This window comes from Telluribacter sp. (assembly GCF_035998675.1).
Lineage (GTDB): Bacteria > Bacteroidota > Bacteroidia > Cytophagales > Spirosomataceae > Telluribacter.
Window position 1 is genome coordinate 157370 of the sequence record NZ_DASYHI010000014.1, and the last position, 26635, is coordinate 184004.

The 26635-nt window shown below is 50.4% G+C and carries 23 protein-coding genes; 8 read left to right on the forward strand and 15 right to left on the reverse strand.

Annotated features, from left to right (window positions below):
• Positions 1-136: 136 nt before the first annotated feature.
• Both VGN67_RS07380 and VGN67_RS07385 read right to left on the reverse strand, forming a co-directional pair.
• Positions 137-2545, reverse strand: a complete 2409-nt coding sequence (locus VGN67_RS07380) for an endonuclease MutS2 (protein WP_327486154.1) — start codon at positions 2543-2545, stop codon at positions 137-139.
• A gap of 22 nt (positions 2546-2567) precedes the next feature.
• On the reverse strand, positions 2568-3086 hold the full coding sequence (locus tag VGN67_RS07385) for a hypothetical protein (RefSeq protein ID WP_327486155.1): 519 nt from the start codon (positions 3084-3086) through the stop codon (positions 2568-2570).
• Positions 3087-3244: 158 nt separating this feature from the next.
• Between VGN67_RS07385 and VGN67_RS07390 the strand changes: the two genes are divergently transcribed.
• Together VGN67_RS07390 and VGN67_RS07395 are read left to right on the forward strand one after the other, a co-directional pair.
• Positions 3245-3568 (forward strand): iron-sulfur cluster assembly accessory protein, encoded by a 324-nt coding sequence (locus VGN67_RS07390; RefSeq protein ID WP_327486156.1) that lies wholly within the window; start codon positions 3245-3247, stop codon positions 3566-3568.
• A gap of 59 nt (positions 3569-3627) precedes the next feature.
• Positions 3628-7350, forward strand: coding sequence for an ATP-binding protein (locus tag VGN67_RS07395; RefSeq protein ID WP_327486157.1), 3723 nt, complete (start codon positions 3628-3630; stop codon positions 7348-7350).
• Positions 7351-7365: 15 nt separating this feature from the next.
• Here the strand turns inward: VGN67_RS07395 and VGN67_RS07400 are convergent, their stop codons facing one another.
• Entirely contained in the window at positions 7366-7938 is a 573-nt protein-coding gene (locus tag VGN67_RS07400; RefSeq protein ID WP_327486158.1) for an HNH endonuclease, read from the reverse strand.
• A 253-nt stretch (positions 7939-8191) separates the two neighbouring features.
• Here VGN67_RS07400 and VGN67_RS07405 point away from each other — a divergent pair, with 253 nt between their 5' ends.
• Positions 8192-8551 (forward strand): CoA-binding protein, encoded by a 360-nt coding sequence (locus VGN67_RS07405; protein ID WP_327486159.1) that lies wholly within the window; start codon positions 8192-8194, stop codon positions 8549-8551.
• Positions 8552-8746: 195 nt separating this feature from the next.
• Here the strand turns inward: VGN67_RS07405 and VGN67_RS07410 are convergent, their stop codons facing one another.
• The 6 genes from VGN67_RS07410 to VGN67_RS07435 all read right to left on the reverse strand — a co-directional run bounded on the left by VGN67_RS07410 (position 8747) and on the right by VGN67_RS07435 (position 13263).
• Complete coding sequence (locus VGN67_RS07410; RefSeq protein ID WP_327486160.1) at positions 8747-9748, reverse strand: beta-ketoacyl-ACP synthase III; 1002 nt, start codon at positions 9746-9748, stop codon at positions 8747-8749.
• A gap of 52 nt (positions 9749-9800) precedes the next feature.
• The gene (gene purS / locus VGN67_RS07415) at positions 9801-10052 is read right to left on the reverse strand and encodes a phosphoribosylformylglycinamidine synthase subunit PurS (protein WP_327486161.1); all 252 of its coding nucleotides are present in this window, start codon (positions 10050-10052) and stop codon (positions 9801-9803) included.
• 95 nt (positions 10053-10147) lie between these two features.
• Positions 10148-10849: a CDP-diacylglycerol--serine O-phosphatidyltransferase gene (gene pssA, locus VGN67_RS07420; protein ID WP_327486162.1), complete on the reverse strand. Its 702-nt coding sequence runs from the start codon at positions 10847-10849 to the stop codon at positions 10148-10150.
• Positions 10850-10900: 51 nt separating this feature from the next.
• Positions 10901-11545, reverse strand: a complete 645-nt coding sequence (locus VGN67_RS07425) for an MBL fold metallo-hydrolase (RefSeq protein WP_327486163.1) — start codon at positions 11543-11545, stop codon at positions 10901-10903.
• Between the two features lie 154 nt (positions 11546-11699).
• Positions 11700-12401 (reverse strand): hypothetical protein, encoded by a 702-nt coding sequence (locus tag VGN67_RS07430; protein WP_327486164.1) that lies wholly within the window; start codon positions 12399-12401, stop codon positions 11700-11702.
• Between the two features lie 142 nt (positions 12402-12543).
• Positions 12544-13263 (reverse strand): SAM-dependent methyltransferase, encoded by a 720-nt coding sequence (locus VGN67_RS07435; protein WP_327486165.1) that lies wholly within the window; start codon positions 13261-13263, stop codon positions 12544-12546.
• A 170-nt stretch (positions 13264-13433) separates the two neighbouring features.
• On the opposite strand from VGN67_RS07435, the gene VGN67_RS07440 reads away from it, so the two are divergent.
• Positions 13434-13877 carry a hypothetical protein gene (locus tag VGN67_RS07440; RefSeq protein WP_327486166.1) on the forward strand — a complete coding sequence of 148 codons (444 nt, stop codon included), beginning with the start codon at positions 13434-13436 and terminating at the stop codon, positions 13875-13877.
• 38 nt (positions 13878-13915) lie between these two features.
• The gene (locus tag VGN67_RS07445; RefSeq protein WP_327486167.1) at positions 13916-14344 is read left to right on the forward strand and encodes a hypothetical protein; all 429 of its coding nucleotides are present in this window, start codon (positions 13916-13918) and stop codon (positions 14342-14344) included.
• A gap of 7 nt (positions 14345-14351) precedes the next feature.
• Here the strand turns inward: VGN67_RS07445 and VGN67_RS07450 are convergent, their stop codons facing one another.
• Positions 14352-15122, reverse strand: a complete 771-nt coding sequence (locus tag VGN67_RS07450; RefSeq protein WP_327486168.1) for an alpha/beta fold hydrolase — start codon at positions 15120-15122, stop codon at positions 14352-14354.
• Positions 15123-15286: 164 nt separating this feature from the next.
• Complete coding sequence (gene selD / locus VGN67_RS07455; protein WP_327486169.1) at positions 15287-16330, reverse strand: selenide, water dikinase SelD; 1044 nt, start codon at positions 16328-16330, stop codon at positions 15287-15289.
• 363 nt (positions 16331-16693) lie between these two features.
• Between selD and VGN67_RS07460 the strand changes: the two genes are divergently transcribed.
• A complete protein-coding gene (locus VGN67_RS07460; RefSeq protein ID WP_327486170.1) occupies positions 16694-19981 on the forward strand; it encodes a TonB-dependent receptor in 3288 nt (1095 codons plus the stop codon).
• Positions 19982-20068: 87 nt separating this feature from the next.
• Here VGN67_RS07460 and VGN67_RS07465 read toward each other — a convergent pair whose 3' ends face one another.
• A complete protein-coding gene (locus VGN67_RS07465) occupies positions 20069-20995 on the reverse strand; it encodes a patatin-like phospholipase family protein (protein WP_327486171.1) in 927 nt (308 codons plus the stop codon).
• Between the two features lie 311 nt (positions 20996-21306).
• Between VGN67_RS07465 and VGN67_RS07470 the strand changes: the two genes are divergently transcribed.
• Positions 21307-22281, forward strand: a complete 975-nt coding sequence (locus tag VGN67_RS07470) for a polyprenyl synthetase family protein (RefSeq protein ID WP_327486218.1) — start codon at positions 21307-21309, stop codon at positions 22279-22281.
• A gap of 49 nt (positions 22282-22330) precedes the next feature.
• On the opposite strand, the gene VGN67_RS07475 is transcribed toward VGN67_RS07470, so the two are convergent.
• Entirely contained in the window at positions 22331-23062 is a 732-nt protein-coding gene (locus VGN67_RS07475; RefSeq protein WP_327486172.1) for a fatty acid desaturase, read from the reverse strand.
• Positions 23063-23425: 363 nt separating this feature from the next.
• Here VGN67_RS07475 and pafA point away from each other — a divergent pair, with 363 nt between their 5' ends.
• Entirely contained in the window at positions 23426-25084 is a 1659-nt protein-coding gene (gene pafA, locus VGN67_RS07480) for an alkaline phosphatase PafA (protein ID WP_327486173.1), read from the forward strand.
• Positions 25085-25163: 79 nt separating this feature from the next.
• Here pafA and VGN67_RS07485 read toward each other — a convergent pair whose 3' ends face one another.
• Positions 25164-25604, reverse strand: coding sequence for an NfeD family protein (locus VGN67_RS07485; RefSeq protein ID WP_327486174.1), 441 nt, complete (start codon positions 25602-25604; stop codon positions 25164-25166).
• Between the two features lie 63 nt (positions 25605-25667).
• Positions 25668-26579, reverse strand: a complete 912-nt coding sequence (locus VGN67_RS07490) for a stomatin-like protein (protein WP_327486175.1) — start codon at positions 26577-26579, stop codon at positions 25668-25670.
• Positions 26580-26635 lie beyond the last annotated feature (56 nt).

Consider the following 26635-nt stretch of genomic DNA (forward strand, 5'->3'; position numbering starts at 1 on the left):
GGCCCGTTTTCCGATTGGAGACGGGCCCTTGTCTTTACAAGGTACCTGAGTAAGTACCTGTTTTTATTTTGTCAGAACGAAATTCACCAACGTCTCGCAGGAGCTACTACTAAACAATTGACTCCGGTGTGTCTTCCTACCGCATCTTCACCACCGTCACACCCGCGCCGCCGCGGTCGGCGTGCTCGTCCTGCATGGAGGCCACGTGAGGGTAGGTACGCAGGTGCGTGCGGACGAGGTTGCGCAGGATACCGTCGCCTTTGCCGTGCACGACGCGAATTTCTTCGTAGCCCAGCATTACGGCATTGTTCATGAACTGGTCCAGTTCAATTATAGCTTCCTCTCCGCGTTTGCCGCGAATGTCCAGGTTAAAGCTGAAGTTCATCATGCGCTCGTTCAGGTCCACTCCGCCGGTCTGGCTGCGGGTTTTCTTTTCGCCCGTTGCCAGTTTATAGGTTTTGTTGGATACTTTTTCGAGCCGGTTCAGTTTTACGTTTGATTTCAACTCGCCGATCCGGATTTCGGCGTCTTTCCCTTTCAGGGCCAGTACTTCCCCCACGGCAGTTTGTCCATTGATACGTACGTAACTACCTACTGTGATAGCTCCGCTCTCGGGTTCGTACTCCACCTCCGTCGACGGGGCCTCGGCTACGGCTTCCAGCTGCAGGTTTTTCTTGACAAACTGGTCCAGTTCGGTACGTACTTCCCGCGTAACTTCCCGTTCGGCCTTGTTTTCTTTTATTTCCCGAATGGTATTCTCAATTCGTTGGTTGGTTTCGGCCAGTAAGGTGCGGGCTTTTTGTTTGGCTTCGTTGACAATCCGCTTCTCGTTGTTTTCCAGGCCAGTTTTTAGGGCAGTGTACTCGGCCAGTTGCTGGGCCAGTTTTCGCTCCTTGATACCCAGTTCCAGGTTCTTTTCGGCAAATACCCGCCGTTCGATGTCCAGTTCTTTCAGCAGCTTCTCAAAATTGACCTGCTGGGTACCCAGTTTTTGCTGCGCCCGCTCTACCACCGCTTTGGGTAACCCTATTTTAGAAGCAATCTCAAAAGCAAACGAACTTCCCGGCTTTCCGATTTCCAGCTTGTACAGCGGCTCGAGGTGCTCCCCGTCAAAGCGCATGGCCCCGTTTGTGAGTCCTTCGGTTTTGTCGGCCAGTACTTTCAGGTTGGTGTAGTGCGTATTAACTACCCCGTAAGCGCCCGACTTGGTGAGATCTTCCAGAATGGCCTCGGCAATGGCGCCGCCCAGTCCCGGCTCGGTACCGGTACCAAACTCATCAATGAGAAACAGGGTTCGTTTGTTAGATCGGGCCAGAAACTGACGCATGTTGGTCAGGTGGGAGCTGTAGGTACTCAAGTCATTGTCCAGCGACTGCTCATCACCAATATCAATAAAAATATCGTGAAAGATACCCATCGTGGAGCCTTCGGCCATAGGTACCAGCAAACCGCACTGGTACATGTACTGGATCAGGCCGATGGTCTTGAGTGACACCGACTTTCCACCGGCGTTAGGCCCGGAGATTATCAGGATACGTTGCTTCTGGTTGAGCTCCACGCTGAGTGGTACTACCTTTTTGCCCTGTTTCTGAAACGAAAGGTGCAGAATAGGGTGTCGTGCTTCCCGCCAGGCCACAAACTGACGATTTTCAAAATGCGGATTTATAGCATCCAGCTGAACGGCCAGTTTGGCTTTGGCCCGCAGAAAGTCCATCAGGCCCAGAAACTGGTAGGCCTTGTTGAGGTCGGGCAGGAACGGGCGCAGCTGGTCAGTCAGCCGGACCAGAATCCGGTTAATCTCGCGTCGCTCTTCGTACTCCAGCTCCCGAATGGCATTGTTTGATTCAAATACTTCGGTGGGTTCTATAAATACCGTTTGACCGGTAGCGGACTCATCATGGATAAACCCCTTCAGCTTGCGCTTGTGCTCAGCGGCAATGGGAATAACCATACGCCCGTTCCGTACCGTCAGCGATACATCATCGCCAATCCAGCCGCTGTTTTTGGCGGTGCGCAGAATGGTATCTAATTTTTTGCGCATACCGGCCTGTTCGGCAATGAGTCGGCGGCGAATCTGCGCCAGTTCGGCCGAGGCGTTGTCACGTACTTGTCCCCGATCGTCAATAACCCGGTCAATGGCTTCGGTTACGGTCCGCTCTATCCGGATGGTCTGGGCGTACTCGTTCAGCAGCGGAAATTCTTCCGGCTCGTGTTTCTCAAAGAACCGCAGGCACTGTCGGATGGTAGCCAGGGATACTTTTATATTGAAAAATTCTTCCTGGGTAAGCAGCATACCTTCAATGGCGGCCCGCTTTAGGTAAGGCGTAGCGTCGAGGTAGTTCTGGGACGGGAACTCTTCACCGTACTGTATTATTTGCTTCATTTCGGCGGTTTGCCGCACCAGCTTGTCAACCAGTCCAAAATTTTCCGAGAAGCGGATCTTCTCCACGAAGGAGCGTCCCAGCGGACTTATGCAAGCGTCAAGAAGCCATTCGCGGAGCCGATCAAATCCTAATTTTTGTTCTATGTTATGGGGATATAGCATTATCTGTTGGTCAATACTTCGATTAAAAAACCGCCTGAATCTCTTTTTTTAGCACTTTCAGGGCGTGCGTAGACGGTTGTATGTCCTGTTGAATTACCTTGTCAAAAATTTTCCGGGCCAGTTCGTTGGCCGGGGCGTCGGCTTGTACTTCACCCGCCGCCTGGTTGATCAGCGATACCACCTCGTTCATGGCTTTTTTGATCTGCTCCCAGGCGTCGTTGCTCATGTACACCTGCTGGGCCAGATTGTGGTTAAACTCCTCCCGGATTTCGCGTAGCAACAGCTGCTGGAAATCCAGGGCGCTGGTAGCGGAGCCTGTCAGGCGCAGCAGCAGGTTGTTGGGCGTGATGCGTTCCAGAAAGAGACACATGCGCTCATAAGCCTGCAAACGGAGGGGCAACACTATTTCACTATTTTTGCTCCGGATGTCCCATCTTTGTTTTTCAAAAACACTGTTGGCCACCGTGGTTATGGTCAGGTACAGGCCAAACGTGACAATACCTGCTACCAGAGCAATAGTGAGCAGAGAGTATAGTTCCATACGGGTTAATTCGTTATATAGGTATTCTTACAAAAATACAAAAGTACACTTTTACGCAGAGGTTATAGCATTTGGGGCAGTACAAACGCCCAGGGGCCGCACAGACCGGAAAACTGCCGCCGGTTGGTGCCTTAACCAAGCTACTACAAAGCAAGGATATGCCAGAGAAAAACAATGATTTGGTGGCTCCGGTTCGCCTGACCGACCGGGCCCGACACGAAATTTTCGATACACTTAGTGCCAATAAAATACCGGATACGTACGGCCTTAGGGTAGGGCTGAAAGGAGGAGGGTGCAGCGGTACGTTTCTGCTGGGCTTTGATACCCGCGCGCAGATGGACCAGGAGTACCTGGTCGACGGGATAAAAGTACTGATAGACCGGCGGCACCTGATGTACGTACTGGGCGTGGTGGTTGATTTTGAAGAAGGTGCCTACGGCCGCGGTTTTACCGTTTTTTTGCCCGATAAAGTAAGTTTTTAGCCCCTATTTTTTGGCACGGTTTTAGGTTTATATAGGGCGATGAAATCTGTTTATAACCCTTGAAATATTTCAGAAAATATCCTTTTCTTATTGCAGCTCTGATAGCCCTCGTGCTGGCAGTTGGCTTCTACTTACTGGAGAAGGGCTCTGAAACCCAAAAGGCCTACCTGGCGGCCGTTCAGGAACGCGTGGATGAACAGATAAAGCTGTCCCAGCAGGATGTACTACAGGTAGTAGAAAGAATAAAAACCCAGCATCCGGACTCGGGAGGCAATTTTTACCAAACCAGCCACCATCCTTACTACGTATACCAGAACGGCCGCCTGGCCATGTGGTCGGACCACCGCCTGGTACCTGATTACAAGCGGCTGGTTCCCTACCAGGCACCGGCACTGGTTGCCCTGCCCCAGGGGCAGTACCTGGTACTTCGGGCCTCGCTGGTGCAGCGGGGGAGCCGGTACGATGTTTTCTCGCTGATAAACGTATTCCGCCGCTATAAGACGGAAAACAACTACTTACAGTCGGGCTACAATCAGATTTTGTTTCCGGTTTCGCCCCGTTTTATCAAAGGACCACCCTTTACGGGCCGTGAAGTAGTAGTAGGGCCCGGAGGGGAAGAACTGTTCTCCCTGGGCTTGCCCGACTCGGCCATTTACTACAACCGCTCTACTTCCCTGACGACCATATTCCTGCTGCTACTGTCGGCAGTACTGTATGGGGTACACGTCATATTCTCGGTACTGCGGTTGCGGAGCCGCCGCCGGTACGGATACGGCCTGATACTGCTGGCGGTGTACCTGGTGGTACTGCGGGGGCTGATGCTCCTTTTTTCCATTCCCTTTGTTTTCTTTGGGGGAGAGGTGTTCAATCCGGAGTACTACCATGCTTCTACGCTCGTGCCTTCCCTGGGCGACATGCTGCTCAACGCCGTGGCGGTTATCCTGCTGCTTATTTATGCCACCAGTGTTTATTTTCGAACCTTAAGTTACCAGTGGCTGATCAATCTGTCGGAGTGGGCGCGGAATATATGGTCGTTCCTGATCCTGCTGGTCAGCTACGGCTTGTTTTACGGGTTTTACTGTGAGCTGATAAATATCTACGAAAAGTCGAATTTCTCGCTGGACATAACCCTGAGTATTTCTTTCAGTCCGCTCAAAATAGCCTGTCTGCTGGTATTTGTCAGTTTGTCCATTATTTACTTTCTGCTTACGCACCTGGTCATGTGCCTTTTTTTGCGCCTGAACAAGTTTGTCATGAAAGGACTCGTGTTGATCGTACTGGCTACCCTGGTGTTCTGGGTACTTGCGCTGGTACTTGACATCTGGCTCCAATGGGTGTTTTTGGCGCACACGGTTTATCTGTTTGCCCTGTACCTGATGCGTCTGCCGAAGGCTTTTTACGGTTTCCGGCACCCGACTACTATCTACTACTTTCTGGGGGCTATTATCTGCGCCCTGTCTACTACCCACGTGGTGCACCAGCAGGAAGTTAAAAAAGATACCCTGAATAAAAAGGAATTCGGGGAGCAGCTCCTGAATGAAAACGATCCCTACGCGGAATTCTTACTCAAGAAAGCCAATGACGCCATGGCCGGCGATACGGTCCTGCGGGCCGTATTTACGAGTGATTCGGTGCTGTCGTGGGCCATTATCCAGCAGAGAATCAGGAGTACCTATCTGGACCACTACCTGCACCGGTATACTATTGAAGTACTTTCGTTTAATGCTACCGGCAGGCCGCTGGACAACCGGGTTGATGCCAATGACCTGTCGTACTACCAGAGCCGGTTCCACAAGCCGGTCTACCAGTCTGAATACAAGGATGTGTACTTTATCAATCAGCCCGAAAACGGGGTACAGAAGCAGTACGTAAGTTTTATGACGGTACAGCAGGACTCTGCTACCGTTGGGCATGTGGTACTGAATCTGCGACAAACGGATACGTCACCTCAGGATGCTTATCCGGAGCTGTTACTGGACAAGCGTTTTGTACAGGCCGCCGAAACCCGCGAGTACAGTTACGCCATCTATGGTCCCAGGCGCAGGCTGTTTAGTAGTGGTACTTACAACTACGACCGCAAATTCCCGACTTACCTGCTGAGCGATTCGGTGCTGTACGACCAGGGGGTTTCCCTGAACAGCTACCGCCACGTAGGAAAAAAAGGAGGAAGTAACCGAAAAATCGTGGTGTCTTCCAAAGAATGGGCCTGGAAGGGTGTACTGGCCAATTTTTCGTTTCTGTACCTGATCCTGGTGGTATTTGTCGCTTTTGTTATTGCGGGGCATACCATCAAGCACGGGCTTTCAACCATGAAGCTCACTTACTCGACCAAGATTCAGGTACTTCTCAACGCGGCCTTTATTTTTCCGTTGCTGATCGTACTGTTTTTTATTCTCAGGGTCATTTACAGCAATTACGAGGAAAGTCAGGAGGGCATGTACCTCAACAACACCCATAACATTGCCGCTAATATCAGCGGATTCATGTCCGATTACCGCGAGGGCCGCATGAGTAAAGCCTACCTTGAACAGGAGGTGCAGCAAATCGCCCGCGACGCGGACCTGGATATTAATGTATACAATACCCAGGGAAATCTGCTGCTGGCTACCAAACCGCTTATGTACCAGTCGGGGTTGCTTTCTACTTTTATCAATCCCGAAGCTCATCAACAGATTATTGAGGAAAAAGACAATCAGGTACTCCTGAGTGAGTCGTTGGGTACGAAGGAGTACAGTACCGCCTACGTGGGGCTCAAGTCCGCCAACCAGGTACTGCTGGGCGTGGTAAGTATTCCCTACTTTGACTCCAAACCCGACCTGGACCGGCAGATTATTGACATCGTGGCCTCAGTCCTGATTGTCTTTACGGCCATGCTGCTGGTGTTTCTGGCGGTTTCCTACTTTGCCTCCAACCTCCTGATTAAACCCCTCAAGGTACTAACCCGGAAAATTGGAAGGACCAACCTGAACAAGCTCAATGAACCCATTGACTGGCGATCCAAAGACGAAATAGGCCTGCTGATAAAGCAGTACAACCGGATGCTGGTTAACCTGGAAGAGAACAAGCAGGTACTTTCGGCCAACGAAAAACAGTCGGCCTGGCGGGAGATGGCCAAACAGGTAGCGCACGAAATCAAGAATCCGCTTACCCCCATGAAACTGACACTGCAGCAACTTCAGCGGACCATCAGCCGCGACGACCCTCAGGCCCTCGAAAAGGTAAGCCGGGCCATGGAATCAATTATTGAACAGATTGATAATATCGGGCATATAGCCCAGTCGTTTTCGGATATTGCCAAGATGCCGCTGCCCCAAAAGGAAGTATTTGAAGTAACGTCCGTGCTGAGGAAAGCCTCTGAGCTGTACGCCAATGATAATAAGATAATTCTTCACCGCGATATTCAGGCAGAGCCTGTTTACATCAGCGGCGACCGTAAGCAGTTTGGCTCTACTATTGCCAACCTGATCATTAATGCCAAGCAGTCAGTACCCGAAATCCGGAAAACTATTATCAGTATACGGCTGTATACGCACGACGATGACGTCCTGATTGAAATAAAAGACAATGGATCGGGTATACCAAAGAGTATCAGAAACCGCGTGTTTCTGCCGAACTTTACTACGCGCGAAGGAGGTACAGGACTAGGTCTGGCTATGGCCAAGCGGATTATCGAGCACGCCGGAGGGAGTATCTGGTTTGAAACGGAGGAAAATATGGGTACTACGTTTCACTTGTCTATCCCCCTGGCTGACTACGACCAGTACAGCCAAAACCAATCCTGATTACTAAAAAAAGGATTAATCTTCTACGGTGACGTGTTTCCAGTTCTCTCCCGAACGTATCCGGTTAAGCTGCGTATGGGTAATTCCAAACTGCTTGGCGATCATCTTCAGGCGGTTCTTGTCATTCTTCAGCAGCTTTTTAATCATCTTTACCTTACTTTCGGTGAGCTTGTAGTTGCTGGTACGGCGGGGCATCACACGGTTTTTCAGAGCCGGATTTTCGCGGTTGTGGTCAGCCATCTCCTCCTTAGTCACCCACTTCAGGTTTTCGTGAAAATTGTTCTGCTTGTTAAAATCCAGGTGAATCACAAACTTCTGATTTTCCACCGGTTGCGGTAAGAAGTACTCCGCTACCAGCTTGTGTACATAGCGGTTAAGGGTTCGACCTCCGGCCGCCCGGATATTCAGGGAGCGGTACCCCTGGATCACCGAACCTTTAATAATACTTCCCTCTTTCGGGTCGTTCTGGAAGCTTTTCAAGCGACCATAGTTCGAAACTTCATAATGGGGGGCATCTTCAATTTCATGAAAATTGATTCTCTTCCACACCTCATTCCAGTAATTTCCGTTTTTCTTGGAATCATTCATGGGGCTGATCGTTAAGATAAGTTTGTTTAATTTAATCTATAACTGCTTAAACAAAGATAAGGTTTTTGAAAGTATAAAAAAATTAAATAAATTAGTTATAAGGCTATTAGCTGACGTATAGTGTAAGGTATTGTGCATGCTTACTTATACAAGTACAGGGGGTACATAACCTATTGGCGGAGCCTAACAGAAACCTTTCCTTTTTTGAACTGTTCTTAACATACGTTTAAATGTGTAGATAAGATGATTTTTTATGAAGAAAACACTCATTCTTGGAGCCAGTACCAATCCGGCCCGTTATGCCTACATAGCGGCGCATCGTTTAAAAGGATTCGGACATCCCATAGTACCGATTGGCCTCAAAAAAGGAGAGGTAGCCGGTGAAACAATAGAAACCGAGAAAGTTGAGATAGACGATATTGATACGGTGACGCTCTACGTAGGTCCGCGCAATCAGCCGGAGTACTACGACTATATTCTGTCGCTCAAGCCAAGAAGGGTCATATTTAATCCGGGAACGGAAAATGATGAACTGGAACGGATGTTAAGGGAGGAAGGTATTCAACCCCTGCACGCCTGTACCCTGGTGATGCTGTCGATGGGGCAGTATTGATTCAAATGCGGAAGAGAGAAAGAGCGGAAGAGTGAGAATTTCGGATTCGATTTTTGAAGTAGGGTAAGGGAGCTTTGGGCGGCGGCACCATAGGAAAACTCTTTTCGGCACCTTTAATCTTTCTTTTTTCCACCCGGGTTTAGACAACGCACAACGACCGCTCTTTCACTCATTCACAATTCACTTTTCGCACCTTTACCACCTTATGAGGGCCGAGGCCCAGGTGAAACCACTGCCGAAAGCGGCCAGGCAGAGCAGGTCGCCCTCCTGTATACGTCCCTGTTCCCAGGCTTCGGTGAGGGCTATGGGTATAGAAGCGGCCGTAGTATTGCCAAATCGCTGAATATTGTTTACTACCTGCTCTTCGGCTAGCCCCATTTGCTGCCTGACGTACTCACTGATACGTAGGTTGGCCTGGTGGGGCACCAGCAGGTTAATATCTTCGGCCTGCAGCCCATTGGCGGCCAGGGCTTCCTGAATAACTTCCGAGAAACGTACCACCGCGTGCTTGAAAACGGCGTTGCCGTTCATGACCACATCAAAACCACCTTCGTCGACCATTTCTTTGGTGGCCGCCCGCGACGGGCGACTGCTCCCGGGCTCCCGTACGTAGAGGTCTTCGGCGTAGCGGCCGTCGGCGTGCAGGTGCGTGGAAAGAATGCGATGCTCGGCATCCGGAGTGGCCTGTAGGACGGCGGCTCCCGCGCCATCGCCGAATATGACGGCCACGTTACGACCGGCGGTACTCTTGTTGATCCAGGTAGACTGTATCTCCGAACCTACCACCAAGGCTGTTCGGTACATACCCGATTTAAGAAATTGGTCGGCAATGGAGAGCGCGTAAACAAACCCTGAACACTGCTCCCGAATATCAATAACGGGTTTGCCATCCATGCCCAGTTCCCGCTGCATCAGAAAGGCCGAGCCAGGAAAAAAGTAGTCCGGCGTAATTGTTGCGTACACGATCACATCCACGTCGGCAGGCGTGAGCCGGGCCCGTTCGAGGGCCTGCCTCGAAGCTGCCGCTGCCATGCTGGCATTAGTATCTTTGCCGTAGGTGAAGTACCTGCGCTCACGGATGCCGGTCCGTTCCTGAATCCACTCATCAGAGGTTTCCATCCATTGAGTGAGGTCGTTGTTCGTTACCACATGCTCAGGTACATAGTAGCCAAGTCCTGTGATCCGGGAGTAAGTCATGTGCTGAATAAGCAAATAAAAAGAAAAGGATAGGGGGGCTACGCGGGCCGCCCTACGCGGGGCGTACCTCAAAGGTAAATTCTTCCATGATCAGGTTGGCCAGCAGCTTTTCGCAGGCAGTCCGGACTTTGCCCTCTGCCTCGGCAGCATCAGCGGCCTCGAGCCGTAGGGTAATGTGTTTTCCAATGCGCACGTCGGCTACCTGATCAATACCCAGGTTGTGCAGCCCCAGTTTAACGGCTTTTCCCTGTGGATCAAGGATTTCCTTCATCGGCATGACGTTGATATCAGCAATAAATTCCATGAGTTAACTATGAAGTAGTAAATTAAACAGCGGCACTGTTAGTACCCGTGGGTAAATGAAAGCGCAAAATTGCAACAAATTGTATCTATTACCAATTACGATTTGGAATACATAAGCTTAAGTACCAGCGACAGTACTACATAAAGCGCAACTATAAGCGGCACCGCCAGTACCCCCAGCCACAGCAACAAAACCAGCGAAACCAGCAAAAACGAATAACGTACTTCATTGCCCGGCCAGCCAAACGATTTAAACTTTAATGCAAATAAGGGCAGCTCTACCACCAGTAAAAAAGACATGACAGCCGTAAAAATCAGCAGATGGGTAGTATCTACAATAATGGACCGCCAGGGTTCGCCGTAGAAGTGAACAATAACCGGCAACGATGCTACCAGCAGGGCATTGGCGGGTGTAGGTACCCCAATGAACTGGTCGCTCTGACGGGGGTCAATATTGAACTTGGCCAGTCGCAGGGCCGAAAATACCGCCAGCGAAAACGCCAGGTAGGCTTGCCAGATGCCCGGCAGGTCGGGTATACTTTCCATCAGGAGCTGATACACAATAATGGCGGGAAGTACGCCAAAAGTAGTCATGTCGGCCATGGAATCCAGTTCTTTGCCAATAGGCGAAGCTACGTGCAGGAGCCGGGCCACAAAGCCATCCAGAAAATCAAATATTGCCGCCAGGCCAATAAGAGCGCAGGACAGGACCAGGTTGTTGTGGAAAGCTTCTACTATACCTACACAGCCGCAGAGCAGGTTGGCGCAGGTAAGGGCATTGGGTAGGTGACGCTTCATGTGAGGAGGAGAAATAGAGCGATTAGTTGGCTACTGGAAAAGTATTCACCCTTAGGAATTGGTAAGAAACGGATTGTGTTTTTTCTCAAACCCAATGGTGGTAGGTTCCATGTGGCCGGCGTATACAGTGTAGTCGTCGCCCAGGGGGAATAGCTTGGTACAAATACTCCGCAGAAGCGTATTGTGGTCGCCACCGGGCAGGTCGGTACGGCCAATACTCTGGCGGAACAGGACATCTCCCCCCATTACAAAGCGCTGCTCATCCTGCACAAAAGCCACGTGACCCGGTGCATGGCCCGGCACGTGCAGGACCCGTAGCGACGAGTTTCCAAATGTGACCACATCTCCCTCTTCTAACCACTGTTCTACCTCGGGCTCATCAAAACCCGGGAAGCCGTAGTTAGGCGCGTATACTTTCACGGCTTTGAGAAGAGGCTCGTCAATTGGATGCAGGCTAAAAGGGATACCGTATTTTCTTTTGAGGTAGGCTATACCGAGTACATGGTCAATGTGGGCGTGGGTATTAATTATTTGTACCGGCTTCAGGTTATTGCTCTGTACATAAGTATTAAGTACATCGTGCTCCTGCTGATTATGGTTGCCTGGGTCCACAAAAATGGCCTCGCCCGTTTCGTCGTGGAGTACAAACGTATTTTCGGCAAAAGGATTAAATGTAAAAGACTCTATATGGATCATACCTGGGGTTAATCGTTGGTAGGAGGGCGAAGTTAAGAAACTGTTGGGAAACAGAATAGCGCCGGGGGTATATTCATAAGGAGCGGTATTTTTACCGGGCACAAAAAAAGAGCCGCTACGGGAGCGGCTCTTTCCTGACAACAAAGTTAGGACCTTACTTTATGACGGCCTTTATCTTGTCGTAATAAAGGGTTGATTTTCCTTCAAATCCGGAGTCGGTACCTACGCACAGCCAGATTTCACCGTTGGCGTTAGGCTTCACTGAAACGGGGGTTTCGGAGTTGGTACGCTTTACGAGTTTATACACGAAGTCTTCTACCCCGTTGCTTACATCGCCAATTACAATCATTTCTTTACCACCTACTGCCTGCTGACCTTTGTCAATGGTTACGGTGTAGAAATCATCAACCAGTTTTTTAACCGGCTCGTTGGGCGAAGCACCCGCTTTCAGGTACACCGAGCTACCGGGCGAGCCACCGATACCTACGCTATTGGCGGGGTAGTCGGTACCCAGGTCAATCTCGAACGTAACCTTGTAGGTACGGCTGGGGTCTAAGCCGGTCACCTTTCTTTTCAGGTACATAAACATGTCATCACTACGGTTGTGGCCTTCAATTTTCATGGCTTTTTTGCTGGCATCCAGCGCCGCCGGAAGCGAAGCCCGTTCCAGCTTGAACTCCATGATGTCGTCCTGCTGGGTAGAGTACTCGGCAAAGTCTCCTGACCAGTCGTCGGTACCACTTTCAAAGTCTGAGACTACTGTTTTCTCGGCGTCAACTGCATCTTTCTGAGGGTCACAAGCTGACAGGTTTACCACTGCCAGGGCTGCGCAGCCCCACCACATCCATTTCTTCATGGCGATAAATTGTTTGTTGAGTTAGGTGATTAAAAAATTAAAGAACTACCTAAAAGAGCAACCCCCGGACGGAGAGGTTGGAATGGTAAAACGAAATATTTTATAAATGATTGGCTTACTGGAAAATAGAGCGCGGAAAAATTTAGCCGAGCAGAAAGATGGTCGGTTTCTTGTGCAGGTCGGGTTTCTGCTGCTTCCAGGCCCGGATGGGGAGGGTACGTACCAGCTCGTCGGGGGCGGTAAGGTTGCAGGCAATGCAGAGCCGGGTATCGGGGAGGCAAGCCTCCAGAATGGCTTCCAGGAGCTGATTGTTACGAAAAGGGGTTTCCATAAAAAGTTGGGTCTGATGCCGCTGGCTGGCTTCCCGCTCCAGCTGCTGAATGGCTTTGCGGCGTTGTACCTTATCAATGGGCAAGTACCCGTGGAAAGCAAAGGACTGTCCACTCATGCCGGAGGCCATCAGCGCCAGCAGGATAGACGAAGGCCCCACCAGCGGTACTACCTTATACCCCAGCTGGTGGGCCAGCCCCACGGCCACCGCACCGGGGTCGGCCACGCCGGGGCAGCCCGCCTCCGACAGTATCCCAACCCGGGTGCCCGCCGGAAGCTGACGAAGGTGCTCATACGTCTGGAACTCGGGGGTATCCTTGTTCAATTCAAAAAATTGCAGTTCATCAATGACTTTCCCGAGCCGGAGGCTACTGATAAAGCGGCGGGCGGTCCGTACATTCTCCACCAAAAAATGGTCCAGTTGGCCTACTACTTCCAGAATTTGTGGGCTAAGTACCTGCGGTGCGGTATCTTCCGCCAGTACGGTAGGGATGAGGTAGAGCGTGGTAGCAGCGGGTTGTTGGTTATTCATAGGTGGCGGACCAGGTACCTGGTTAGGTTGTTGCGTAGGTACAAAGGTAAAGCATTTACCGGGAGGTACTATTCTTAAGTACCTCCCGGCCGGTGGTAGAAAATCTTTATTGTAACTTCCAACCTTTTACCCTGAAATCGGCTCTTTATCTAAACAATACCAACTACTTTATGATGCTTAGGTACCTGAACTTTGTGCTGTTTCTATTGCTGATGTGGGGGTGCCAGGACAAGCACATAACGCCCGAAGTACTCAAACCCCTGGCGGGTACCTGGCGACTGGCAGCCTACGAGCAAACGCTTAACGGAAAAACTAAATGGGTAGAGGTACCCGCCGCCGTGGGAACGGCCGCGGGAGCCAGCACCCTTAGCTTCCGGTTTGATGGCGTAGTACTTGATTCCAAAGGGCTGCCTGCCTGTTGTGGTCCATCGGCGTTGCGTATCAATGGTACAACCTTTGCTATTGAGCCAAAAGCAGCGTTACCCGACAATCCTCAATGCCACCTGATTGATTGTATAGGTTGTGGCGTTCTACATATAGAAGTGGCGGGTAATGAGTTTATAAGTAGCTGCCAAAGCGGAAATATCGGGAAGAGCAGGTACGTGCGGATATAAAGACATTACTCTTGTAAAGAATAAATTAGACCAGACTGATGAAGTACCTGAACTATTGTTTGCTGTTGCTGTTTTTGTGGGGCTGCCGCGACCGTGAGGTTTCACCGGAAGTGGTAAAACCGCTGGTAGGTACCTGGCATCTGGCCGCCTACGAGGAAACGCAAAACGGAAAGACAGTCTGGGTCGAATTACCCGCAGGACAAGGCTACACGCTACAAATCCGGGAAGATGGTGTACTGCTGAATGAAGCCGGCCTGCCCATCTGCTGCGGGCCGTCGGCGCTGCGTATCAACGGAAATTTTTTTCGGATTCAACCCAAGGGTACTTTGCCCGAAAATCCTGCCTGCGCGCTTGCCCTTTGTGCGACCTGTGAAGTATGGCATATTGACGTTCGAAATGAGGGGCAGGAGTTTTTCTTCACCTGCCCGAACAGCAATTCGGGAAAGAGCAGATTCGTCCGCTTGTAATACCTCCCTAGCTCTTCATAAATTTCACCAATGACTCCATAAAAGCCTTTGGCTGTTCGGCGTGAATCCAATGTCCCGCTCCGGCTATAGTATCAAGTACCGCATTGGGAAAAATTTTCTGAATAGCCTCCCAATCCGAATCCAGTACGTAATCGGACTTCGCACCGCGCATAAATAGGGTAGGGGCCGAAATGGGCCCGCTGGCCGAAACAGCTACGCCGACGTTCTCAATATCTCGGGTAAGAACCGGCAGATTAAACCGCCAGGCAAAGGTGTCGTCGTCGGTACGGTACAGGTTTTTGAGCAGAAACTGTCGCACCCCCAGGTTAGGCTCGTGTTGAGCAAATAGCTCATCGGCCTGGTTCCGGCCTTCCAGTTCGTTGAGTGGAATAGTATTCAGCCCTTTCAGAATTTCCCCGTGGTGGACCGGGTAGGCTTTGGGGGCCATATCCACCACCACCAGCTTATCAAAGGTACCGGGGTAGGTAACCGCGTACTGCATGACCGTCTTGCCGCCCATCGAGTGCCCCAGCAGTATTGGGTTACTGAGTTGGTGCTCTTCCAGAAAGGCTTTCAGGTCAGCCGCCATGTGTTCGTAGGAAAAATCCTCGTGGTGCCCCGAGCGACCGTGATTGCGCTGGTCAATCAGGTATACCGAGTACCCCTGGTCAGCCATGGTTTTACTCAGCGACAGCCAGTTATCCAACGACCCGAACAAGCCGTGCAGAATCAGAAGCGGCTGCCCCGTTTCTCCTATTTTCTTATAATTAAGCTCCATGTGTATTTAGTGAGTGGATGAGTGAATGAGTGGATGAGTGAATGAGCCGCCGCCTTTCTTCCTTTTTATTCAACATTCGCAACGGAGAACCGTCTGCAATCGAAACTCAACAATAAACTGCCTTTCGTAACTTTCCTCCTTTCGCACCCTTCCTCCTTTCCTCCTCACTGTACATACACCACCTTTTCCCGCGGGGCTACTAACTGGCCAATGGGCCGGGCGTCAATCCCAAATTCGGCAAATACTTTTTCTACCTCCTGGGTACTATCGGGCGCCACGGCAACCAAAAGACCGCCGCTGGTTTGGGGGTCGGCCAGGATGTAGCGCTGGGTTTCGGTCAGGTCACTAACCTTGTGTCCGTAGCTGTTCCAGTTGCGGGTAGTACCTCCCGGAAACGATTTCTGAGCCAAGTACTCTTCTATATAAGGTAAGATAGGTACTTTGTCGAAGTGGATTTCCGCGCTCAGCCCACTGCCCCCGGCCATTTCGATCAGGTGGCCCAGCAGGCCAAATCCCGTTACATCGGTCAGGGCTTTTACACCGGGTAACGTACCCAGGGCGGCACCTACCTTGTTGAGCTGTCGCATCTGGTCGGGGGCCAGCCGGGCGTGTTCTTCCCGCAGAAGCCCTTTTTTCTGGGCGGTAGTCAGGATACCCACCCCGAGTTTTTTGGTCAGGTACAGCTGGCAGCCTTCGGTCGCGGTGTTGTTCTGCTTGAGGTACCGGGTCTGGACTTTGCCCGTTACGGCCAGGCCGAATATAGGCTCGGGGCTGTCGATGCTATGGCCACCGGCCAGGGGTATACCCGCTTCGGCACAAATAGCCCGGCTTCCCTCCAGTACCTGCTGAGCCACCTCGGCGGGGAGTTTGTCAACCGGCCAGCCCAGGATGGCAATGGCCATCAGGGGAGTGCCGCCCATGGCGTACACGTCACTAATGGCGTTGGCGGAGGCAATACGGCCAAAGTCAAAAGGATCATCAACAATAGGCATAAAAAAATCGGTGGTACTTATGATGGACTCCCCGTTGCCCATATCAAAAACAGCCGCGTCATCCCGGCTGTCGTTCCCTACCAGCAGGGCGGAGAAAGGTTGTGAAGGAGTAGTACTGTGCAGTATTTTTTCCAGCACCGAGGGGGCAATTTTACACCCGCACCCGGCCCCGTGGCTGTACTGGGTCAGGGCGTAGGACGATATTTCAGTGTTCATAAAAGTTATATTTTTCCAATTGAAGCAGATTGGTAAAGCGCTGTAAAAGGAGCGGGCAAAGTACTACTTTATAAATGAAAAATAGGACGAAATTATAAACCTTTTTTTAGCGTCAAGGTTCAAAATGAGCAGGCTGAGGGGTAGGCATTTTGTTAACAAAAAGTTAATATACGCATATATTGAAGTATTAAGCCACTATTCTGCACTATTCCAATAAATCAACGGGTTACGAATAAGAATTTAGTATTTTATTAGGAAGAGGGCCGTTGTTTGCTAATTAAAAAACCTCTTATTTTGCGGTCGAAAGTCAACAGCCAAAGTTGAATGAGCCTCCAACAATCTCAAACCAAATCCCAAAATCCAATGAACAGGAAAAGTTTACTTTTCAAGGTAGTGGGCACAGCGCTATTTGCGTTCGTGTTGTCGTTTTTGAGCGGGCAACTCTACGCGCAGGTAACCTCGTCGTCCATAACCGGACAGGTAACTGACGCAAAGGGTGAAGCCTTGCCGGGTGCAACGGTAGTGGCGGTGCACTTGCCATCAGGTACCCAGTATGGTACAATTACGAATGAAGCGGGACGCTATGTGTTTCCGGCGGTGCGTGTGGGTGGTCCTTACCGATTAACGGTGACCTACGTAGGGTACAATGAATTATCCAGAGAAAACATTAACGCAAGTCTGGGAACCGCGGCCAACGTTGACATTCAACTGGCGGATGAAGGTACCCAACTGGGTGAAGTAACAGTAGCGGGTTCACGGAGCGACATTTTTAGCTCAGACCGTACGGGTGCAGCTACTACCGTTACCCAGGAAGTACTGAACAGCCTGCCAACCGTAGGTCGTACTATCAGTGATTTTACCCGTCTTACTCCCCAGGGTAACGGTCGTTCATTCGGTGGTCAGGACAGCCGTCTTAATAACATTACCATTGACGGGGCCGTATTTAACAACGGTTTTGGACTGGGTGACCAGCCAGGCGCCCGTACAAGTGTAGCGCCTATTTCACTGGATGCCATTGAAGAAATTCAGGTAAACGTGGCTCCTTTCGACGTACGTCAGTCGGGCTTTACCGGTGCCGGTATCAACGCCGTAACCCGCTCAGGTACTAACGAAGTAACCGGTTCAGTATTCCACCTGTGGGCCAACAATAATCTGGCTGGTACAAAAGCGGCCGGACAGGATGTAGCCGTAGCTCAGTTCAATAAGCAAATCACCGGTTTCCGGGTAGGTGCTCCGATTATCAAGAATAAATTGTTCCTGTTCCTGAACGGCGAATGGGAAAAAAGAACCGACCCGGCTGACCTTAATAACTGGGTAGCTAACCGGGGACAAAGCGGCGATAACGTAACGCGGGTACTTGCCAGCGACCTCGATGCGCTGAGCGCCTTCATGAAAGATAAATTCGGATTCGAAACAGGAGGTTACGAAAACCTTAGCCTCAACACGACCGGTAACAAATTATTGGCTCGTCTGGACTGGAACATCAACCGTAACCACAAATTCAACGTGCGTTTCTCGTACCTGGATGGTGGAGCAGAGAACCTGATTTCCAACAGTTCATCGGCCGGTGCCGGTAACCGCCGTAACAACGCCAACTCCATGTCCTTTAAGAACTCGGGTTATATCTTGAATGAGGACATTGTTTCGGTCATTGGTGAATTGAACTCGACATTTGGTAACAAACTGTCAAACAGCCTGATCGTAGGCTTGACCAGCAACAACGAAGACCGTTCTTACCTGACGCCTGGTTTGTTCCCGACTATTGATATTCTGAAAGACAACAGTACCTATATTTCGGTAGGTATGGACCCCTTTACTCCAAACAACCTACTAAATTATAAGACGTTCCAGTTTATAGATAACCTGTCGTACTTTGCTGGTAAGCATACATTGACCGCCGGTATCAGCATCGAAAGATTTACTTCCAATAACTCTTTCTACTCGGCCTCTAACGGAGTATATGTATTTAATTCATTGGAAGACTTCTACTCGGCTGCCAATGCTATCGGACAGAGCCCATCGCCGGTAACGCTGAATCGCTTTCAGTACCGTTACTCTCTGCAAGGAGGCGATGTGCCGCCATTGCAGCAGCTGAAAGTCTTGTATCCTGGCGTTTATATTCAGGATGAATTCCAGGCTACGCCCAACCTGAAGCTAACAGCTGGTCTGCGTGTGGATGTGCCAATTTTCGGTAATACTTCATTAGAGAACACGATTGTATCTGGATTGAACTTCCGTACTCCCGATGGTTCTACTATAAAGACCAACACCGCTAACCTTCCCGATGCTCGTCCGCTATGGTCGCCTCGTTTTGGATTTAACTGGGACGTAACTGGTGAGAAGACCACTCAGGTACGTGGTGGAACCGGTATCTTTACCGGTCGTCCTCCATTTGTATGGATTTCTAACCAGGTGGGTAATACGGGAGTATTGAGTGGATTTGTAGATGTGCAGAATACTAAGGCTTATCCGTTTACACTGGATCCTTCTTCCTATGCTCCTACGAATACCGACCTTACCAAGGCCACGTTTGACCTCGCTACTACCGACCAAAGCTATAAGTTCCCGCAGATCTGGCGTACCAACATAGCCTTGGATCAGCGCCTGCCTTTGGGTTTGATAGGTACTGTTGAATTGATTGTTGACAAAAACGTTAATTCTACTATTTACTATAACATCAACCAGAAGGATATTGGTACGACTACCTTTGCCGGTCCTGATCAGCGTCCCCGTTACGCCGGTACTGCCGCGGCCAACCGCCTCAACAGCAACGTTACCCGTAACATTTACCTGACCAATACCAGTCAGGGAGGTTCAACTTTAATTACCGCTAAGCTGGAAAAGCCTTATTCCAGAGGTTTCTACGCCATGGCAGCCTATACGTATGGTAACACCCGTGATATTACCAGTGCAGGTTCTATTGCCTCTGGTTCATTTGAAACTAACCCAACCGTACGTGGTGGTAATTTTGCTCCACTTTCTTACGCGGGTAGCGATCAGCGTCACCGTGCAATCGCTTCGCTTTCTTACCGTATCAACTACGGTGGTAAGTTTGGTGGATCCACCCAGATCGGTCTGTTCATGGAAGGTCGTAACCAGGGGCGCTACAACTTTACTTACGCGGGTGACATGAACGGTGACGGTATATTCAATAATGACCTGCTGTACGTTCCTAACAACGCCAGGGATCTGCGTTTTACCAACCTTACTGCCGGTGGACAAACCTTCTCACCTGAGCAGCAGGCAACGGCCTTCGATGCATTCATCAATCAGGATCCTTACCTGAGCAGCATACGTGGACAGTACTCAGAGCGTAACGGTGGTATAGCTCCCTGGCGATTCACCACTGACCTGAGCATTGTGCAGGAGGTATACCTGAATCTAGGTGGAAAGCGTAATACCTTCCAGCTCCGGGCTGATATCCTTCGGGCGGGCAATGCCATCAACAACAACTGGGGCATAGGTAATAACCTGGTTAACAGCCGCCCTCTGGCTTTTGTACGGGTTGATCCGGATGGCGTACCTGTTTACCGGATTGCTACGCAGCAAAAAGCCGGTCAGACCGTATTGTTGCAGGATTCATTTGTAAAGAGTGCTGGTTTGGGTGACGTATGGCAAATGCAATTGGGCATACGCTATATCTTCAACTAGTAAGTACCCATACTATCATTATCTATAAAAAGGGATGGCCCGCTTTGCAGCGGGCCATCCCTTTTTATATTAAAACCTGATTCAGACCTATTCGGCGGCCTTACTTTTTACTTCTTCGACCCGCTTCATGGTTTCCAGTCCTTGTTTGTACCCTTCCACAATCAGTCGGGAAATATCCTTTTCGGTAAAGTGCTGTAAATTCAATACTAGAGGCTCACTTGGCCGGACCACCGTTAGTTTCATGTTTTTGCCACGCAGCACCGAGCGCTCGGCGTAGTTTTCGGCCCAGTTAATATCATTATTGGCAATTTGGTTTATTGTAATATCACGTACCCTTTCAAACAGGCTGACCAGGTTACGGTGTCGGAAACCTTCCGGGTGGTATATTTTCTTGGAGTGACAGGCAACAATTACTACATCGGTGGCCCCATCTTCAATGGCCTGCCGAACGGGCGCTACCTCGCGCAGGCCGCCATCCATATAAATATCCTTTACACTTCCAATGGGAACGGCGGGCATCAGCATAGGCAGGGAGGCGCTGGCCATCACATAGTCCATAAAGAATTCGTCCTGGGGTGAAGCATATATCAGCTCGCCGCTGGTAATATTCACCGCTCCTACCTTGAGCTTTATGGGACTGTTGCGTAAAATAAAACCTTCTACGTTCTGCCGGATGAGGTTGTGCAGCGGGCTGGGGTCGAGCAGGCCATCGTACCGGCTCATGAGGGTGTACACGCCCAGCGCCATGCGCGACCGCAGCAGGGCAATATCCTGCGGCTGGGCTATGCTTTTTATCCAGAATTCAAGCAGGTAACGACCTGCCGAGGGCCAGTTTATCTCTTTTTCTTCAATGGCCTGCCTTCCTGCTTCATTGACCAGGAAAGTTGAGTTTAAGGCCCCAACGGATATACCGTACACCATATCTGGCTTAAAACCGCTTTCCAGTACTGCCTGAATGGCGCCTACCTGAAAGGCGCCTTTGATTGATCCTCCACCGAGTACGAGTGCTTTCATAAAGTATTTACTTTCCTGGTCAGGGTACGAAGTACCAAAGTGTTATGTGCACCGGACCCGGGGAGTTCGATGCAGTAAATATGCGGGTAATAAAGCAAGTCTAGGGTAAAAAAACAACTGCTCTTTGTTCCAAATGTTTAAATTGCCCGGACGGCCCCGGTAAACATTTTGGAATGAGAATAGGTATAAACACAAGATTTTGTAACAAATTTGAAGAACCATTACCTTCAACACGGAATTTAGCTGATACGGACTCATTTCCTGTCGCTACGGGTACCAGCCCATGCCGCACAGCGGCCAATACTATGAATATGACCCTTTCGATACGCGAGATACAAGCGCCCATTGCCGACGAAATGAAAGTCTTCGAGCAGAAGTTTCGTCAATTTATGAAAAGTGAGGTAATGCTTCTCGACCAGATCATGAACTACATAGTTCGGCGGAAGGGAAAGCAGCTCCGGCCCATGTTCGTGTTCCTTTCGGCGGGGGTTTGCGGGCCCATTGATGAATCGACGTATAGAGGTGCCGCGCTTATTGAGTTACTCCATACAGCTACCCTGGTGCACGACGACGTTGTGGATGACTCTAACTACCGCCGGGGGTTCTTTTCGGTCAATGCGCTCTGGAAAAATAAAATAGCCGTGCTGGTAGGTGACTACCTGCTGGCGCGCGGCCTGCTGCTGTCGGTGGACAATAAAGACTTTGGACTACTTAAAATTGTATCTACGGCCGTACGTGAAATTAGTGAAGGGGAGCTTTTACAAATGGAAAAGGCCCGCCGGCTCGACATTACCGAAGAGGTATATTATAATATTATTCGTCAGAAAACCGCTTCCCTGATTGCATCCTGCTGCGCTACCGGAGCCTGTTCGGTAGGAGCCAGCGAAGAGGTAGTCCAGCGCATGCACCAGTTTGGTGAAAAGGTAGGCATTGCATTTCAGATTAAGGATGACCTGTTTGACTACGGCGAGGCGGAGGTCGGGAAGCCACTGGGGATTGATATCAAGGAAAAGAAAATGACGCTACCGCTGATCTACGCCCTGAACCAGGCGGGCTGGATGCAGAAGCGACAAATGATTAATATCATCCGGAACCAAAGCCACAAGCCTAAAAAAGTAGCCGAAGTAATAGCCTTTGTAAAGGATTCGGGCGGAATCGAGTATGCCCAGGGGGTGATGCAGCGGTACGTAGAGGAAGCCCGCCTACTTTTGCACGAGTTTGAGGATTCTTCCTACCGTACTTCCCTGGAACAACTGGTTCAGTACACCATTGAGCGCAGTAAGTAATCTTTCCCTTTTATTTCCCTTCCGGAAATTTAGAAATCAATTGAAGGTACTATTCGTTACCCGCCGAGTAGGTTAGTTCCCGTGCCCGGGGTAGTTTCCACCAGGGCAGGTAGGGATAGGCATGGTGCTCCAGGTGGTAGCCAAAGAAGTAGCAGGTCAGGAAAGCCCAGGTATGGTTCAAAGACTGACTGCGGGCATTGAGTGGCGGGTTATGGTGTTCGCCCCGGTGCGGCAGGTACGTACCAAAAAAGAATAACTGAAAGGTACTAAGTACAGCTGGTGCCATCCAGAACACCACCAGATTTTCCCACGGAAGTACCTGCTTGAACAGGTTATAGGTTACCGCCATCAACAATATCTGCTTCCAGGATATGTACTCTTTCAGAAAGCTGTAGTACCAGGCCAGAAAAGACGCGTTGCCTTCGTGGAAGTCGGGGTCGTGGTCGGTGCCCGAGTGCCGGTGGTGGAGGTGGTGCTTGCTGGAAAGCTGCTTGTAATTGTTAAAAGCAAAGAGAGTGGCCGATAGCCAGCCAATGGCCCGGTTAAGGCGCGGATGCGAAGGGGCTACTACCCCATGAATGGCGTCGTGAGCCGTAATGAATACCCCCGTGTAGAGGTGCATTTGTATCAGCACAAATAAATAAACCAGTGGGTCGGTAAAGCTGATGGGGTAGTGCAGCAGGTACCCCAAAGACACCAGCCACAACACAAGTACCGTACAGGCTATCCAAATGCCTTTGTTGCCGATGGGTACGGGAGCTATGCGGGGGATTGACTGCATGAAAGGTTTGGTGGTTGGGTTTTTAAGCAGAACGCAACGTAGAGGCGTTTGGTTTCGCGCTGGTAGGACTATGTACTGTGCCGAAGATACTACCGTAGGCAACAATAACGCGCAGGTTGGTAAAATGTCACCCCCGAACCTCCTCACCAGTACCGTCACCGACCAGCCCTCCGGCGTACCAGCATTGTCGACATTGCACTTACCATATCAGCGCTGCTGCACATTCTTCCGCCCAATGGCAACGTAGGTATTGCCGTCGGGGAGGCTTTAAAAAAATAACCAGCAGAAATTAAAGCGGCTCCGAGTCCGGCTTTTCAAACAGGTTTTTGTATTTTTCCCATCTAAATAAACTTTCTAAATCTTGTGAGAAAATTATCGTTTTGGGTATGTGGTTTACTGCTGGCAATTTCAGCCACTGCCCAATCGCCAAAAACTGCCGCTCCTGCTAATTCAAAACTGCTGGCCCGTCCCAAACTGGTAGTAGGGATAGTAGTGGACCAGATGCGCTACGACTACCTGTACCGCTTCTACGACAAGTACGGCCAGGGCGGACTAAAACGCCTGATGAACGAAGGCTTTAACTGCCGCAATAACCACTACCACTATGCTTCGACGGTGACGGCGGCGGGCCACGCGGCCATATATACCGGGTCAATTCCTGCTATCAACGGTATTATCGGGAACGAATGGCACGACCCCCTGGTGGGCAAAGACGTTTATTGCGTGGAAGACAGTACCGTAACTACCGTAGGTAGCGACAACGCCCGGGCCGGTAAAATGTCGCCCCGCAACCTGCTGACCAGCACCGTAACCGACCAGCTGCAGATTGGTACTAATTTTCGGTCCAAGACCGTGGGAATTGCTATTAAGGACCGCGGAGCTGTACTGCCGGCCGGGCACGCGGCTACGGGGGCCTACTGGTTTGACTCAAAAACCGGCAATTGGATTACCAGTACTTTTTATGGAAATGAGCTACCCCAATGGGTGAAGGATTTTAACGCTAAAAAACTACCGTCGGAGTACCTGAAGCGGGGCTGGCAAACCTTATTGCCCATTGAAGAATACCTCGAAAGTACTTCCGATGACCAACCCTACGAGCGAAAATTGACAGGGGCCGCCAAGCCTGTATTCCCCTATGACCTGGCGGGTGTTGCCGGTGATGCTTTTGGTATTATTGCCTCTACTCCCTGGGGTAATTCAATAACTAAAGATATGGCGATTGCCGCCGTAAAAGGAGAAAACATGGGTAAAGGCAAGGAGACTGACTTCCTGGCGGTAAGCTTTTCTACCCCCGACTACGTGGGCCATGCGTACGGCCCCAATTCCATTGAGGAGCAGGATATATTTCTGCGGCTGGACCGGGACTTTGCCGAAATGTTTACGTTTTTGGATGGCTGGGTAGGCAAAGGTAACTACACGGTGTTTCTTTCGGCGGACCATGGGGTCATGGATATACCGGGTTTCTGGCAGCAGCACCGCCTGCCGGCAGGTTTGCTGGGTATGGGTACTATCAACAACGCAGTTAAGAAAGCCCTGAATGACCGCTTTGGGGAAGCTAACTACATCAAAGCTTCCGACAACTACCAGCTGTACCTTGACCACAAAGTACTTAGGGATAAAAAGCTTAAAGTTGGGGACATATACGAAGTAGTACGGGAAACCATGCTACCCATGCCGGGTATTGCCGACGTTATTAATCTGAAAGAACTGGGCCAATCGCACCTGAACCCGTACCAGCTCGAATTGTACAAAAATGCCTACAACGTAAAACGGAGCGGCGACCTGCAGATCATACCGCAACCGGGTTGGTTTTCGGGAGGTACTACCGGTACTACCCACGGCTCTCCCTACAACTACGATACCCACGTTCCGTTTCTGCTGTACGGTTGGGGAATAAATAAAGGAGAAACCCTGCGCCGCACGACCATTGCCGATATAGCGCCTACTATTTCAGCACTGCTGCGCCTGCTACCTCCCGATGGCTCAGTTGGTCTGCCGGTAGAGGAAGCCCTGAAAAAGTAGTAGCCTCAACAGAAAAGCAGGAAGGGGATCAAACCTGTAGTCCCCTTCCTGCTTTTCTCCTTTTAAACCTTTCTTCCCTTCAACAGGATTCTTCTACAATCAGCTTTATGCCATCGGTCCGGCGGATGACCACCTTACTCCCGGCTATGATTGGAGCCTGGGTCGCGGAAAGGGCGATCCATTCGGCACCCCGATAAAAAATTCTTCCTTCACCCGTAGCCGGTATATCCTTAATGACCATGGCAGTTTCGCCCGCGTATTCGTTATATTCCTGAGTATGGTGGCGGTTAGCGAGTATTCCCTTGGCTTTTTTACGAAAGAATACCAGCGATAACACCGAGGTCAACGAAAATGCCAGCAACTGGGAGTCCAGGTCAGGGGCTATGCCTAAGGCTGCCAGCAAGGCGGTAAGTAAGGCTCCAATTGCAAAAAAAGCAAATACAAGCACTACACTGACCAGCTCCGCGGCTAACATCAATAGTCCGATGATGAGCCATATATGCGGAAGGGATAAATCCATAATTATTCGGTTTAAAATCAGTACCTGAGGGAGTACACCTGGAATGGCTGAGAGTAGGGCTAATTATTTAGGTCCTTCCGACTTTACCACACTCATGGCCGCCGCAATTATGGAGCCCATATCGGCAAAGTTAGCGGGAAGAATAAGGGTATTGTTGGTTTTGGCCAACTTGCCAAACTGGTCAACCAGGTTTTCGGCTACTCTTAGCTGTACGGCTTCCATACCGCCATCTCTTTGGATGGCATCGGCTACCAGCCGGATACTTTCGGCCGTTGCCTCGGCAACCGACAAAATAGCCGAGGCTTCCCCCTGTGCTTCGTTGATGGCCCGGGCCCGTAACCCCTCCGACTCAAGTACTACTTTTTGCTTTTGGCCCTCGGCCACGTTAATAGCCGCCTGCTTTTCCCCGTCCGACTGCAGAATAACCGCCCGGCGCTCGCGCTCGGCCTGCATCTGCTTTTCCATGGCCATCAGTACACTCTGCGGGGGCGTAATATTCTTAATTTCGTAGCGCAGTACTTTTACTCCCCATCCGGTAGCGGCTTCATCAATGGATTCCACCACGGCCCGGTTTATGGTCATACGCTCTTCAAATGTTTTGTCCAGTGCCAGTTTTCCAATTTCACTCCGCATGGTAGTCTGGGCTAGCTGGGTTACCGCGAAGGTATAGTCAGAAATACCGTAGGCGGCTTTTTTGGGGTCAATGACCTGGATAAAAATAACGCCATCCATCCTGACCTGAACGTTGTCATTGGTAATACAAATTTGTTCAGGAATGTCAATGGCCGCTTCCTTGAGGGTGTACTTATAGGCTACCCGGTCAAAGAAAGGAATAATAAAATTGATACCCGGCTGAAGTACTGCATAGAATTTTCCCAGACGTTCGACGACGTAGGCCGTCTGCTGGGGTACTACTTTAACCGTCATCAGGACGGCCAGAATTACCAGCCCAAGAAGTATATACAAGGCAATCATACAGGAAGAGGGTTTTAGATAAGGGACGAAAGTTGTACGAAAATAGCGAGGTGAAA

Excerpts from the sequence above, each read along its gene's own strand:
- VGN67_RS07445 (WP_327486167.1), top strand. The coding sequence starts at position 13,916 with ATGAAGTACCTGAACTATTGTTTGCTGTTGCTGTTTTTGTGGGGCTGC.
- VGN67_RS07440 (WP_327486166.1), top strand. The coding sequence starts at position 13,434 with ATGATGCTTAGGTACCTGAACTTTGTGCTGTTTCTATTGCTGATGTGG.
- VGN67_RS07400 (WP_327486158.1), bottom strand. The coding sequence starts at position 7,938 with ATGAATGATTCCAAGAAAAACGGAAATTACTGGAATGAGGTGTGGAAG.
- VGN67_RS07435 (WP_327486165.1), bottom strand. The coding sequence starts at position 13,263 with ATGAATAACCAACAACCCGCTGCTACCACGCTCTACCTCATCCCTACC.
- pssA (WP_327486162.1), bottom strand. The coding sequence starts at position 10,849 with ATGAAGCGTCACCTACCCAATGCCCTTACCTGCGCCAACCTGCTCTGC.
- VGN67_RS07380 (WP_327486154.1), bottom strand. The coding sequence starts at position 2,545 with ATGCTATATCCCCATAACATAGAACAAAAATTAGGATTTGATCGGCTC.
- VGN67_RS07430 (WP_327486164.1), bottom strand. The coding sequence starts at position 12,401 with ATGAAGAAATGGATGTGGTGGGGCTGCGCAGCCCTGGCAGTGGTAAAC.
- VGN67_RS07475 (WP_327486172.1), bottom strand. The coding sequence starts at position 23,062 with ATGCAGTCAATCCCCCGCATAGCTCCCGTACCCATCGGCAACAAAGGC.
- VGN67_RS07390 (WP_327486156.1), top strand. The coding sequence starts at position 3,245 with ATGCCAGAGAAAAACAATGATTTGGTGGCTCCGGTTCGCCTGACCGAC.
- VGN67_RS07425 (WP_327486163.1), bottom strand. The coding sequence starts at position 11,545 with ATGATCCATATAGAGTCTTTTACATTTAATCCTTTTGCCGAAAATACG.
- VGN67_RS07405 (WP_327486159.1), top strand. The coding sequence starts at position 8,192 with ATGAAGAAAACACTCATTCTTGGAGCCAGTACCAATCCGGCCCGTTAT.
- VGN67_RS07465 (WP_327486171.1), bottom strand. The coding sequence starts at position 20,995 with ATGAAAGCACTCGTACTCGGTGGAGGATCAATCAAAGGCGCCTTTCAG.
- selD (WP_327486169.1), bottom strand. The coding sequence starts at position 16,330 with ATGAACACTGAAATATCGTCCTACGCCCTGACCCAGTACAGCCACGGG.
- purS (WP_327486161.1), bottom strand. The coding sequence starts at position 10,052 with ATGGAATTTATTGCTGATATCAACGTCATGCCGATGAAGGAAATCCTT.
- VGN67_RS07385 (WP_327486155.1), bottom strand. The coding sequence starts at position 3,086 with ATGGAACTATACTCTCTGCTCACTATTGCTCTGGTAGCAGGTATTGTC.
- VGN67_RS07485 (WP_327486174.1), bottom strand. The coding sequence starts at position 25,604 with ATGGATTTATCCCTTCCGCATATATGGCTCATCATCGGACTATTGATG.
- VGN67_RS07470 (WP_327486218.1), top strand. The coding sequence starts at position 21,307 with ATGACCCTTTCGATACGCGAGATACAAGCGCCCATTGCCGACGAAATG.
- VGN67_RS07410 (WP_327486160.1), bottom strand. The coding sequence starts at position 9,748 with ATGACTTACTCCCGGATCACAGGACTTGGCTACTATGTACCTGAGCAT.
- VGN67_RS07450 (WP_327486168.1), bottom strand. The coding sequence starts at position 15,122 with ATGGAGCTTAATTATAAGAAAATAGGAGAAACGGGGCAGCCGCTTCTG.
- VGN67_RS07460 (WP_327486170.1), top strand. The coding sequence starts at position 16,694 with ATGAACAGGAAAAGTTTACTTTTCAAGGTAGTGGGCACAGCGCTATTT.
- VGN67_RS07490 (WP_327486175.1), bottom strand. The coding sequence starts at position 26,579 with ATGATTGCCTTGTATATACTTCTTGGGCTGGTAATTCTGGCCGTCCTG.